Source organism: Streptomyces anulatus, from assembly GCF_014650675.1.
In the GTDB taxonomy this organism is placed as follows: Bacteria; Actinomycetota; Actinomycetes; order Streptomycetales; family Streptomycetaceae; genus Streptomyces; species Streptomyces anulatus.
This window is the reverse complement of the sequence record NZ_BMVK01000019.1, coordinates 71557-83872: the sequence shown is the minus strand read 5'-3', so window position 1 is coordinate 83872 and position 12316 is coordinate 71557. Positions and strand designations below refer to the sequence as shown.

The following is a 12316-nucleotide window of genomic DNA, read 5'->3' as shown; positions in this document are numbered from 1 at the left end:
CAACGGAATCACTTGTTGGGCTTGAACCCCTCTGTCAGGATCGGCACTCAATTCACGAAGAAGCTACGCCGACCCCGCCCAGCGGGTACAGCGGCGGAGGAGAGCGTCATGAGCAACGGCTTCCAGGTTCAGGACCGCTTCGCGGAAGGTGCGCAGTACATCGGCGGCAAGCTGCTCCCCGGTACGTCCGGCAACCACCACGAGGTGGTGAACCCCGCGACCGGCGAGAGGGTGCTCCGCTACGAGCTGGCGGGCACCGACGACGTGGACGCGGCCGTCGCCGCCGCCCGCGCCGCCTTCCCCGGCTGGTCCGGAGCCACCCCCGGCGAACGCTCCGAGGCGATGCACCGCTTCGCCGCCGTCCTCGCCGAGCAGGCGGACGACTTCGCGTACGCCGAGTCCCTCCAGTGCGGCAAGCCGATCAAGCTCTCCACCGAGTTCGACGTCCCCGGCACCGTCGACAACGCCGCCTTCTTCGCGGGCGCGGCACGCCACCTGGAGGGCAAGGCCGCCGCCGAGTACGACGGCGACCACACCTCCTACGTACGCCGCGAGGCGATCGGCGTCGTCGGCTCCATCGCCCCCTGGAACTACCCCCTCCAGATGGCCGCCTGGAAGGTCCTCCCGGCCGTCGCCGCGGGCAACACCATCGTCCTCAAGCCCGCCGAGCTGACCCCGCTCACCTCGCTGATGTTCGCCCAGGCCGCCACCGAGGCCGGTATCCCCGACGGTGTGATCAACATCGTCACCGGCGCGGGCAAGGACGCCGGCGAGCACCTCGTCGGCCACCCCGACGTCGTCATGACCTCCTTCACCGGCTCCACCGCCGTCGGCAAGCGGGTCGCCGAGATCGCCACCGCCACCGTCAAGCGCCTCCACCTGGAGCTCGGCGGCAAGGCCCCCTTCGTGGTCTTCGACGACGCCGACCTGGAGGCCGCCGTCCACGGAGCGGTCGCCGGCTCCCTCATCAACACCGGCCAGGACTGCACCGCCGCCACCCGCGCCTACGTCCAGCGCCCGCTCTACGACGCCTTCGTCCGGGACGTCGCCGCACTCATGGAGACCGTCCGGCTCGGCGACCCCTTCGACTCCGCCACCGACCTCGGCCCCCTGATCAGCCACGCCCAGCGCGACCGCGTCGCCGCCTTCGTCGAGCGGGCCCGCGGCTACGCCCGGGTCGTCACCGGCGGCGAGGCCCCCGGCGGCCACCTCGCCGACGGCGCGTACTACCGGCCCACCCTCGTCGCGGGCGCCGCCCAGGACAGCGAGATCGTCCAGTCGGAGATCTTCGGCCCCGTCCTGGTGGTGCTGCCCTTCGACACCGACGACGAGGGCATCGCGCTCGCCAACGACACCCCGTACGGACTGGCCGCCTCCGCCTGGACCCGCGACCTGTACCGCGCGAACCGCGCCACCCGCGAGATCCAGGCGGGCTGTGTGTGGGTGAACGACCACATCCCGATCCTCTCCGAGATGCCGCACGGCGGATACAAGGCCAGCGGTTTCGGCAAGGACATGTCGGCGTACTCCTTCGAGGAGTACACGCAGGTCAAGCACGTCATGTACGACAACACCGCGGTCGCCCGCAAGGACTGGCACCGCACGATCTTCGGGGACCGATAGCAGCTGCCGCACGATCAGGGCCGAGAGGCCCTGGCGGCCTCCCACCCGAAAGGGCAACGCGTATGGAGAGTTACGAGCCCGAGCGCCTCTCGTCCGCCCAACTGGCGGCCATGAGGCGATCCCTGACCAGCGGCCGGGGCGCCCTCACCCGCCGCTCCCTGCTGCGCGCCTCCGGCATGGGCGCGCTCGCCCTGGGCGGCATGGCCACCCTCGGCGCGTGCGGCATCCCGCCCGCCAAGCGCGCCGACGCCGGGGCGCCCTCCGACGACCACTCGGCCGAGGAGAAGGAAGTCACCTTCTCCAACTGGACCGAGTACATGGACGTCAGCGAGGACGAGAAGGGCCGCCCCACCCTGGAGGCCTTCACCAAGCGCACCGGGATCAGGGTCAAGTACACCGAGGACATCAACGACAACGTCGAGTTCTTCGGGAAGATCAAACCGCAGCTCGCGGCCGGTCAGAACACCGGGCGCGACCTCATATGCGTCACCGACTGGCTCGCCGCCCGCATCATCCGGCTCGGCTGGGCGCAGAAGCTCGACGCCTCGAACCTCCCGCACGCCTTCGCCAACGTGTCCGCCCAGTTCCGCACCCCCGACTGGGACCCGGGCCGCGCCTACTCCTACCCCTGGACCGGCATCCCGACCGTCATCGCGTACAACGTGAAGGCGACCGGCGGCCGCAAGGTCGACTCCGTCACCCAGCTGCTCGACGACCCGAAGCTCAAGGGCCGCGTCTCCTTCCTCTCCGAGATGCGCGACACCATCGGCATGACCCTCCTCGACCAGGGCAAGGACCCGGGGAAGTTCACCGACACCGACTTCGACGGCGCGATCGGCCGCCTCCAGAAGGCCGTCGACAAGAAGCAGATCCGCCGCTTCACGGGCAACGACTACACCGCCGACCTCAGCAAGGGCGACATCGCCGCCTGCGTCGGCTGGGCCGGGGACATCATCCAGCTGCAGGCCGACAACCCGGACATCAGGTTCGCCATCCCGGCCGCCGGATACATCACCTCCAGCGACAACCTCCTGGTCCCCGCGCAGGCCCGGCACAAGACCAACGCCGAGAAGCTCATCGACTACTACTACGAGCCCCCGGTCGCCGCCCAGCTCGCCGCGTACATCAACTACGTCTGCCCGGTCGACGGCGTACGCGACGAACTCGCCAGGATCGACGAGTCGATGGCCTCCAACACGCTGATCCTTCCCGACAAGGAGATGGCGGCGAAGTCCCGCTCCTTCCGCTCCCTGAGCACGAAGGAAGAGACGGCGTACGAGGAGAAGTTCGCCAAGCTCATCGGCGCCTGACCACCGGACCCGCCGCCGGCCGCACCGCGACACAACGGCCCGGCCCGGCCCGGCCCGTCCGAGGCCACCCCTTTCCCCGAACTCCCCCCGAACACACTGGGACTGCGACCCATGACACAGCAGCAGACCGCGGGCGGCGATGTCCGCCTCGCCGGGATCAGCAAGACCTACGGCTCCTTCACCGCCGTGCAGCCGCTCGACCTGACCGTGCCCCAGGGCTCCTTCTTCGCCCTGCTCGGCGCGTCCGGCTGCGGCAAGACCACCACCCTGCGGATGATCGCCGGCCTGGAGGAGGCCACCACCGGCACGGTCTTCCTCGGGGAGAAGGACATCACCGACCTGCCCCCGTACAAGCGGCCCGTCAACACCGTCTTCCAGAGCTACGCGCTCTTCCCGCACCTGGACATCACCGAGAACGTCGCCTTCGGGCTGCGCCGTCGCGGCATCAAGTCGGTCAAGAAGCAGGTCGACGACATGCTGGAGCTCGTCGAGCTCGGCGACTTCGCCCGGCGCAAACCGCACCAGCTCTCCGGCGGCCAGCAGCAGCGCGTCGCCGTCGCCCGCGCGCTCATCAACCACCCGCAGGTCCTGCTGCTCGACGAACCGCTCGGCGCCCTGGACCTCAAGCTCCGCCGTCAGATGCAGCTGGAGCTCAAGCGGATCCAGACCGAGGTCGGCATCACCTTCGTGCACGTCACCCACGACCAGGAGGAGGCCATGACCATGGCCGACACCGTCGCGGTGATGAACGGGGGCCGTGTCGAGCAGCTCGGCGCGCCCGCCGACCTCTACGAGAACCCGCGCACCACCTTCGTCGCCAACTTCCTCGGCACGTCCAACCTCATCGAGGGTGAGATCGTCTCCACGGGCGGCGACCTGGTGGTGGCCGCGGGCGGCGGCAAGCTCACTCTGCCCCGCGAGCGATGTTCCGCCGCCACCACCACCGGCGGCCGGCTCCTCCTCGGCATCCGGCCCGAGAAGATATCCCTGGCCCACGCGGACGACGCGGACTCCATAGCCGCCGGCCGCAACCGCGTCACCGGCCGCATCGTCGACTCCAGCTTCATCGGCGTCTCCACCCAGTACGTCGTCGAGAGCCCGGCGGGCAAGGCGCTCCAGGTGTACGAGCAGAACATCGACAGGCGTGCGGGACTCCTTCCCGGCGCCGAGGTGGTCCTGCACTGGAACCCCGCCCACACCTTCGGCCTCGACGCCGACCAGGACATCGACGCCGGCGTGGAGAGCGTGGAGGACGCGGCGTGAGCCTCACCGAGGCGCCGCCCGCGCCCCCAGCCGACCCCCGGGAGCCGGTGCTCCGCAAGCCCTCCACCCGCAAACGCCTCGTCCCCTACTGGCTGCTGCTCCCCGGCATCCTCTGGCTGGTCGTCTTCTTCGCCCTGCCGCTCGTCTACCAGGCCTCCACCTCCGTACAGACCGGCTCCCTGGAGCAGGGCTTCGAGGTCACCTGGCACTTCCAGACGTACGTGGACGCGCTGCGCGAGTACTACCCGCAGTTCATCCGGTCCCTGCTGTACGCGGGCACCGCCACGATCCTGTGCCTGCTGCTGGGCTACCCGCTCGCCTACCTCATCGCCTTCAAGGCGGGCCGCTGGCGCAACCTGGTGCTCGTCCTGGTCATCGCCCCGTTCTTCACCAGCTTCCTCATCCGTACGCTGGCGTGGAAGACGATCCTCGCCGACGGCGGCGCGGTCGTGGACGTGCTGAACACCCTGCACGTCCTGGACGTCACCAGCTGGCTCGGCTGGACCGAGTCCAACCGGGTCCTCGCCACCCCGATGGCGGTCGTCTGCGGCCTCACGTACAACTTCCTGCCGTTCATGATCCTGCCGCTCTACACCTCGCTGGAGCGGATCGACGGCCGGCTGCACGAGGCGGCGGGCGACCTCTACGCCACCCCCGCCACCACCTTCCGCAAGGTGACGTTCCCGCTCTCCATGCCCGGCGTCGTCTCCGGCACCCTGCTGACCTTCATCCCGGCCAGCGGCGACTACGTCAACGCGGAACTCCTCGGCTCCACCGACACCAAGATGGTCGGCAGCGTCATCCAGAGCCAGTTCCTGCGGGTCCTGGACTATCCGACGGCCGCCGCGCTCTCGTTCATCCTCATGGCGATCGTCCTGCTGGCGGTCACCTTCTACATCCGCCGCTCCGGGACGGAGGACCTGGTCTGATGCCCGTACTGCGCTGGATACGCCGGAACCTGGTCGTCATCGCTGGTCTGCTGACCCTCGCGTACATGATCCTGCCGAACATCGTCGTGATGGTGTTCTCGTTCAACAAGCCCAACGGGCGCTTCAACTACGCCTGGCAGCGGTTCTCGCTGGACGCCTGGAAGGACCCCTGCGGCGTCGCCGACCTGTGCGGCTCGCTCTCCCTCTCGCTCCAGATCGCCTTCTGGGCGACGCTCGGGGCGACCGCGCTCGGTACGATGATCGCGTTCGCGCTGGTCCGCTACCGCTTCCGGGCGCGCGGCGCGATCAACTCGCTGATCTTCCTGCCGATGGCGATGCCCGAGGTCGTCATGGCCGCGTCCCTGCTCACGCTGTTCCTGAACATGGGCGCGCAGCTCGGCTTCTGGACCGTGCTGATCGCCCACATCATGTTCTGCCTCAGCTTCGTGGTGACCGCCGTCAAGGCGCGCGTCATGTCGATGGACCCGAGACTGGAGGAAGCCGCCCGCGACCTGTACGCGGGGCCCGTGCAGACCTTCCTGCGGGTGACCCTGCCCATAGCGGCCCCGGGAATCGCGGCGGGAGCGATGCTCGCCTTCGCGCTCTCGTTCGACGATTTCATCATCACGAATTTCAACGCGGGCTCCACCGTCACGTTCCCCATGTTCGTCTGGGGATCGGCACAGCGCGGCACGCCCGTGCAGATCAACGTCATCGGCACCGCGATGTTCATCATTGCGATATCGGTGGTTCTCGTCGGCCAGGTCATAGCGAGCCGACGCAAGAACAACGCTCGACCCTAGGGGGTGTCTTGTCGGTCAGGCCGGGCTCGCGGGGTCCGGCCTGACCGACAAGACACCCCCTGAAATTCCTGAAGGAGTTGGAAACCATGGCCCCAGCTGCCATGCGTACTGCTGCCGCACGATCGATCGCCGGCGCGAAGCCGGTCTCCTACTGGCTGGACGACCCGGCCAAACCCGATGCGCTGCCCGCCCTCACCGGCGACGAGCACACCGACCTGCTGGTCATCGGCGGCGGCTACAGCGGTCTGTGGACCGCGCTCATCGCCAAGGAGCGGGACCCGGACCGGGACGTCGTCCTCATCGAGGGGCACGAGGTGGGCTGGGCCGCCTCGGGCCGCAACGGCGGCTTCTGCGCCGCCTCCCTCACCCACGGCCTGGCCAACGGTGTGGAGCGCTGGCCGGACGACATCGCGAAGCTGGAGGAGCTGGGGGAGCGGAACCTCGACGCCATCGAGGCCGCGGTCGCCCGCTACGGCATCGACTGCGAGTTCGAGCGCACCGGCGAGATCGACGTCGCCACCGAACCCCACCAGCTTCAGGAGCTGCGGGAATGGCACGAGGAGATCGTGGGCCTCGGCATCACGGGCGTGGACTTCCTGGACCGTGACGCCCTGCGCGCCGAGGTCGACTCGCCCACCTTCCTCGGCGGGCTCTGGGACCGGCGCGGCGTCGCGATGCTGCACCCGGCGAAGCTCGCCTGGGGCCTGAAGCGGGCCTGCCTGGAGCTGGGCGTACGGATCCACGAGCACACCCGGGGCCTGGACCTGGTCCGCTCCGGATCCGGAATGGCGGTCCGCACCCCGTACGGCCGGGTCTTCGCGCGGCGCGTCGCCCTCGGCACCAACATCTTTCCGTCGCTCGTCAAGCGGATCCGCCCGTACACCGTGCCGGTCTACGACTACGCGCTGATGACCGAACCGCTCACTGCCGAGCAGCTCGCGTCCATCGGCTGGAAGGGACGCCAGGGGCTCGGCGACAGCGCCAATCAGTTCCACTACTTCCGGCTTTCCGCGGACAACCGGATCCTGTGGGGCGGATACGACGCGATCTATCCGTACGGAGGCCGGCTCAGCGCCGATCTCGACCAGCGGCCGGAGACGTTCCTGAAACTCGCGGAGCAGTTCTTCACGTGCTTCCCGCAGCTTTCCGGACTGAATTTCTCGCATGCCTGGGGCGGTGCGATCGACACCTGCTCCCGCTTTACCGCGTTCTTCGGCACGGCCCATCAGGGGCGGGTCGCGTACGCCGCCGGATTCACCGGTCTCGGCGTCGGCTCCACCCGCTTCGGGGCCGATGTGATGCTCGACCTGCTCTCCGGCGAGGAGACGGCACGGACCCGCCTGGACATGGTCCGCTCCAAGCCGATGCCCTTCCCGCCGGAGCCCTTCGCCTGGGCCGGGATCGAGATCACCAAGCGCTCGCTGGCCCACGCCGACAGCAACGGCGGGCACCGCAATCTGTGGCTGAAGACCATGGACAAGCTGGGTCTCGGCTTCGACAGCTGAGCCGCGTCCGGCCCGGACCGCGCGCTGTGACCCACCTCACTACCAACTAGTAGCCTCAACCCGCGTCATAATCGACGCCGAACGCTCTCTCGCACGTGTACGCACCGGCGGAACCCCGCCGGTGCTCACGTCAACGGGAGGCTGGTCATGACTGGCTCGGAAACGAAGGCCGCGGTCGAGTGGCTCACATCGGTGGCGCCGGACCCGGCCGCCTGCCGGTGGGAGTGGGAGCGCAATCCGCAGGGGATCGCGCTCCTTCCCGCCGGCAGGCGCTGGGACGTTCTGATCCTCCCGGGCGAGCTGGGCTACCCCACGCTCGACATCCTCACCCGTCTGATCGACCGCCCGGGCCCCGTTCTCGCCGACTTCGGGGAGTCCCGCATGGGCTTCTTCGTCCCGCCGGGCACCGTCTCCCGCTGGATCGGCACCGGTATCAGGGGCTGCGGCCGGGGTACCTGGATCGTCGTCCCGTATCCGGGGCGGGCCGGCGGGGGAGTGCGCTGGCTGGTCCCGCCGGACGGCTCGGGGACCCTCACCGACGCCGGACTCCTCGAACTCGCGATGCACGAGGCGGCCGGCGCGGCCGCCGGGGACGCCCGCGCGGAACGCCCGGAGGGCTGAGCCGGCTGCCAGAGGTCTTGACAACCTGATTGGTCTGGACCATGTTATGCGCACGCCAACCACGAATTCCCCCCTGCGCGGAGGCTGTTGTGCAACGCACCGGACCAACCGTCAGATTTTCCGGACTTCTGGCCGTCTCCTCGGCCCTCCTGCTCGCCGCCGGCGCCCTGGTCGCCACGGCCCCGGCGGCAGGCGCCGCCGATGTGGACCTGGCACGCAACGGCGGCTTCGAGGCGGGCCTGGACGGCTGGAACTGCGCGGCCTCCAGCGGGACGGCCGTCTCCACGCCCACCCGCAGCGGCACCTCCGCGCTCAAGGCGACCCCGGCCGGCAACGACCACGCCAAGTGCTCCCAGAGCATCACGGTCAAGCCCAACTCCTCGTACACGCTGAGCGCCTGGGTGCAGGGCAGCCACGTCTACCTCGGCGCGGCCGGCACCGGCACCACCGACGTCTCCACCTGGACCCAGTCCCCCGGTGCGTGGAAGCAGCTCACCACCACCTTCAGGACCGGCCCCTCCACCACCTCCGTGAGCGTCTACACCCACGGCTGGTACGGCACCCCGGCCTACTACGCCGACGACCTCACCCTCGTCGGCCCCGGCGGCGAGCCCGTCGTGATCCCGGCCGTCCCCGCCGGCCTCAAGACCACCGCGATCGCCTCCTCCTCCGTCGCGCTCTCCTGGAGCCCCGTCTCCGGCGCGAGCGGCTACAACGTCTACCGCGGCGGTACGAAGGTCGCCACGGCCACCGGGCCTTCCGCCACCGTGACGGGCCTGACCGCCTCCACCGCGTACAGCTTCCAGGTCACCGCCACCAACGCGGCCGGGGAGTCCGCGAAGTCGGCCGCCGTCACCGCGACCACCACGGCGGGCGGCGGAGGCGGCGACACCAAGCTCCCGCCCCGCGCCCTCGTCGGCTACCTGCACTCCAGCTTCGCCAACGGCTCCGGCTACACCCGGATGGCGGACGTGCCCGACTCCTGGGACGTCATCAACCTCGCCTTCGGCGAGCCCACCTCCGTCACCTCCGGCGACATCCGCTTCGCGCTCTGCCCGGTCGCCGAGTGCCCGAACGTCGAGTCCGAGGCGGAGTTCAAGGCCGCGATCAAGGCCAAGCAGGCCGCGGGCAAGAAGGTGCTGATCTCGATCGGCGGCCAGAACGGACAGGTGCAGCTCGCCTCCACCGCCGCCCGGGACGCCTTCGTCACCTCCGTCTCGAAGATCATCGACACCTACGGCCTGGACGGCCTGGACATCGACTTCGAGGGCCACTCGCTCTCGCTGAACACCGGCGACACCGACTTCCGCAGCCCCACCTCACCGGTGATCGTCAACCTGATCTCCGCGGTGAAGTCGCTCAAGGCGAAGTACGGCCCGGACTTCGTCCTCACGATGGCGCCCGAGACCTTCTTCGTGCAGCTCGGCTACCAGTTCTACGGCTCCGGCCCCTGGGGCGGCCAGGACCCGCGCGCCGGCTCCTACCTGCCGGTCATCCACGCACTGCGCGACGACCTGACCCTGCTGCACGTCCAGGACTACAACTCGGGCCCGATCATGGGGCTGGACAACCAGTACCACTCGATGGGCGGCGCGGACTTCCACATCGCGATGACCGACATGCTGCTCGCGGGCTTCCCGGTGGCGGGCGACACCGGCAAGGTCTTCCCCGGCCTGCGCCCCGACCAGGTCGCCATCGGCCTCCCGGCCTCCACCCAGGCGGGCAACGGCCACACCTCACCGGCCGAGGTCAACAAGGCGCTCAACTGCCTCACCAAGAAGACCGACTGCGGCTCCTACCAGACCCACGGGACCTGGTCCGACCTGCGCGGCCTGATGACCTGGTCCATCAACTGGGACCGCTTCAACAACTGGGAGTTCTCGAAGAACTTCGACGCCTACTTCGGCAACTGACCCACCACAGGGGCGCGAGCACCAGAGGCCCCAGGCACCAACTGGCCAGCACGTCCAGCGGCCAGTGGTAGCCGTGCAGCACCAGACCGATGCCCGTCGCCGTGGTCAACAGGATCGCGGCGACGGGCATCATCCACGCCCGGGTCCAGGACGCCTCCCGCAGCCACGACGGGCGGGGCAGGGCCAGCAGCACCAGGGCCGAGGCCCCGTACGCCACGGCGGCCGTCGCCGTATGACCGGACGGGTAGTAGTTGACGGCCTCCGTCAGCGGCCCCTGCCGGGCGGTCGCCACCTTCAGCGGGATCACCAGCGCGGGCACCGCCGCCATGGTGAGGGCCGCGTACACGGCGAGCCGCAGAGCACGCCGCCACAGGGCGTACGCGATCACGCAGGTCAGCACGGGAAGCGCCACCGGCATCCCGCCGAGATCGGAGAACACCTGGGTCAGCGCGGCCGGTCCGTGCCCGAACAGCTCCCCGCCCACGCGCTCGTCGAGCCGCAGCAGCGGACCCTCGACGGCGACCTGCCAGGTGATCAGCGCGAACAGGACCGCGAGCAGACCGAGGACGCCGGAAACGAGAGGGGCCGGCCACCCGGGAACAGGGGGGGTTGTTCCGGGATGGCCGGCGAGATCGGTTCGCCGCGCGCCCCGGGGGGTGTGGGGCGGGCGGCCGTCCGATCGGTGAGGAGTCCCGGAGCCGGAGGCTCCGGTGTGCGCGAACGCACGCCCGGGACGGCGCTGGGGAAGCCCCGGCCCGGCGTCGGCCGCGGTTTCCCGCGACCGAGGTGTTTCTCTCATCTGCAGAAACCGTACGGCAGCGAAGAGGCGGCCGACAGTCGCCGCCACCTCCCGCCATCGCCCCCGCACACGTTCTTCACAGGCCCTCACCCGGATGGCGGACGGAAGCGGCGAAAGGCCACCCCCGCCCGTTCCCGGGTTCGAAGGATCAGAGCGTGCCGAATGCCTGCTCGATCACGTCGAGGCCCTCGTTCAGCAGGTCCTCGCCGATCACCAGCGGCGGCAGGAAGCGCAGGACGTTGCCGTACGTACCGCAGGTCAGAACCATGACGCCTTCGGCGTGGCAGGCCTTCGCGAGCGCGCCGGCCGCCTCCGGGTTCGGGTCCTTCGTGCCGGACTTCACCAGCTCGATCGCGATCATCGCGCCGCGCCCGCGGATGTCGCCGATGATGTCGCCGTTCGGCAGCTTCGCCCGCATCTCCGCCAGGCGGCCCTTCATGACCTCCTCGATCCGCTTGGCCTTCCCGTTCAGGTCCAGCTCGCGCATCGTCTCGATGGCCCCGAGCGCACCGGCGCAGGCCACCGGGTTACCGCCGTACGTACCGCCCAGGCCGCCCGCGTGCGCGGCGTCCATGATCTCGGCGCGGCCCGTCACGGCGGACAGCGGCAGACCGCCGGCGATGCCCTTGGCGGTGGTGATCAGGTCCGGGACGATGCCCTCGTCCTCGCACGCGAACCACTGGCCGGTACGGCAGAAGCCGGACTGGATCTCGTCCGCGACGAACACGATGCCGTTGTCCTTCGCGAACTGCGCGATCGCCGGGAGGAAGCCCTTGGCCGGCTCGATGAAGCCGCCCTCGCCGAGCACCGGCTCGATGATGATCGCGGCGACGTTGTCCGCGCCGATCTGCTTGGTGATCTCGTCGATGGCCTGCGCGGACGCCTCGGCGCCGGCGTTCTCGGCGCCGGTCGGCCAGCGGTAGCCGTAGGCGACCGGGACGCGGTAGACCTCGGGCGCGAACGGGCCGAAGCCCTGCTTGTACGGCATGTTCTTCGCCGTCATGCCCATGGTGAGGTTCGTGCGGCCGTGGTAGCCGTGGTCGAAGACGACGACCGCCGTGCGCTTGGTGTAGGCACGGGCGATCTTCACCGCGTTCTCGACGGCCTCGGCGCCCGAGTTGAACAGCGCGGACTTCTTCGCGTGGTCGCCCGGCGTCAGCTCGGCGAGCTGCTCGCAGACCTCGACGTACCCCTCGTACGGCGTGACCATGAAACAGGTGTGGGTGAAGTTCGCGAGCTGCGCGGAGGCCCGCCGCACGACGGCCTCGGCGGACGCGCCGACGGAGGTCACGGCGATCCCGGACCCGAAGTCGATCAGACGGTTGCCGTCCACGTCCTCGATGATCCCGCCGCCCGCACGGGCGGTGAACACCGGCAGGGTGGAGCCCACACCTGCGGCGACGGCGGCGAGGCGGCGGGCCTGCAGCTCCACCGACTTCGGGCCGGGGATGGCAGTGACGACGCGGCGCTCCTGCGGGATTGCGGTCATGAGGGGCTCCTGGGGGTGTTTCGGACGCTCTTCTTTCTGCAGGCTAGGGGCGGGGGAGGGG

At 69.8% G+C, this 12316-nt stretch carries 10 protein-coding genes; 8 read left to right on the top strand and 2 right to left on the bottom strand.

Annotated elements, in window-relative coordinates; all coding sequences use genetic code 11:
* Positions 1 to 108 precede the first annotated feature (108 nt).
* From IE272_RS32755 to IE272_RS32720, 8 genes are all read left to right on the top strand, one after another.
* The gene (locus tag IE272_RS32755) at positions 109 to 1623 is read left to right on the top strand and encodes a gamma-aminobutyraldehyde dehydrogenase (RefSeq protein WP_056704278.1); all 1515 of its coding nucleotides are present in this window, start codon (positions 109 to 111) and stop codon (positions 1621 to 1623) included.
* A 62-nt stretch (positions 1624 to 1685) separates the two neighbouring features.
* A complete protein-coding gene (locus tag IE272_RS32750) occupies positions 1686 to 2933 on the top strand; it encodes an ABC transporter substrate-binding protein (protein WP_050358561.1) in 1248 nt (415 codons plus the stop codon).
* Positions 2934 to 3044: 111 nt separating this feature from the next.
* Positions 3045 to 4196, top strand: coding sequence for an ABC transporter ATP-binding protein (locus IE272_RS32745; RefSeq protein WP_098891438.1), 1152 nt, complete (start codon positions 3045 to 3047; stop codon positions 4194 to 4196).
* Entirely contained in the window at positions 4193 to 5125 is a 933-nt protein-coding gene (locus tag IE272_RS32740; RefSeq protein WP_007452646.1) for an ABC transporter permease, read from the top strand. Before IE272_RS32745 ends, IE272_RS32740 begins: the two co-directional genes overlap by 4 nt.
* Positions 5125 to 5928, top strand: a complete 804-nt coding sequence (locus tag IE272_RS32735; RefSeq protein WP_050358559.1) for an ABC transporter permease — start codon at positions 5125 to 5127, stop codon at positions 5926 to 5928. Before IE272_RS32740 ends, IE272_RS32735 begins: the two co-directional genes overlap by 1 nt.
* An 86-nt stretch (positions 5929 to 6014) precedes the next feature.
* The gene (locus IE272_RS32730; RefSeq protein ID WP_190009356.1) at positions 6015 to 7433 is read left to right on the top strand and encodes an NAD(P)/FAD-dependent oxidoreductase; all 1419 of its coding nucleotides are present in this window, start codon (positions 6015 to 6017) and stop codon (positions 7431 to 7433) included.
* A gap of 147 nt (positions 7434 to 7580) precedes the next feature.
* On the top strand, positions 7581 to 8054 hold the full coding sequence (locus IE272_RS32725; protein ID WP_190009353.1) for a bifunctional DNA primase/polymerase: 474 nt from the start codon (positions 7581 to 7583) through the stop codon (positions 8052 to 8054).
* An 89-nt stretch (positions 8055 to 8143) separates the two neighbouring features.
* Complete coding sequence (locus IE272_RS32720; protein WP_190009351.1) at positions 8144 to 9967, top strand: chitinase; 1824 nt, start codon at positions 8144 to 8146, stop codon at positions 9965 to 9967.
* Here IE272_RS32720 and IE272_RS32715 read toward each other — a convergent pair.
* A complete protein-coding gene (locus IE272_RS32715) occupies positions 9918 to 10766 on the bottom strand; it encodes a phosphatase PAP2 family protein (protein WP_190009349.1) in 849 nt (282 codons plus the stop codon). The two genes, IE272_RS32720 and IE272_RS32715, sit on opposite strands and share 50 nt — an antisense overlap.
* Positions 10767 to 10914: 148 nt before the next feature.
* Positions 10915 to 12255 (bottom strand): 4-aminobutyrate--2-oxoglutarate transaminase, encoded by a 1341-nt coding sequence (gene gabT, locus IE272_RS32710; RefSeq protein WP_050358555.1) that lies wholly within the window; start codon positions 12253 to 12255, stop codon positions 10915 to 10917.
* Between the last annotated feature and the right edge of the window lie 61 nt (positions 12256 to 12316).

Coding starts and splice junctions, on each gene's coding strand:
- IE272_RS32755 (WP_056704278.1), top strand. CDS start 109: ATGAGCAACGGCTTCCAGGTTCAGGACCGCTTCGCGGAAGGTGCGCAG.
- IE272_RS32745 (WP_098891438.1), top strand. CDS start 3,045: ATGACACAGCAGCAGACCGCGGGCGGCGATGTCCGCCTCGCCGGGATC.
- IE272_RS32735 (WP_050358559.1), top strand. CDS start 5,125: ATGCCCGTACTGCGCTGGATACGCCGGAACCTGGTCGTCATCGCTGGT.
- IE272_RS32725 (WP_190009353.1), top strand. CDS start 7,581: ATGACTGGCTCGGAAACGAAGGCCGCGGTCGAGTGGCTCACATCGGTG.
- gabT (WP_050358555.1), bottom strand. CDS start 12,255: ATGACCGCAATCCCGCAGGAGCGCCGCGTCGTCACTGCCATCCCCGGC.
- IE272_RS32750 (WP_050358561.1), top strand. CDS start 1,686: ATGGAGAGTTACGAGCCCGAGCGCCTCTCGTCCGCCCAACTGGCGGCC.
- IE272_RS32715 (WP_190009349.1), bottom strand. CDS start 10,766: ATGAGAGAAACACCTCGGTCGCGGGAAACCGCGGCCGACGCCGGGCCG.
- IE272_RS32730 (WP_190009356.1), top strand. CDS start 6,015: ATGGCCCCAGCTGCCATGCGTACTGCTGCCGCACGATCGATCGCCGGC.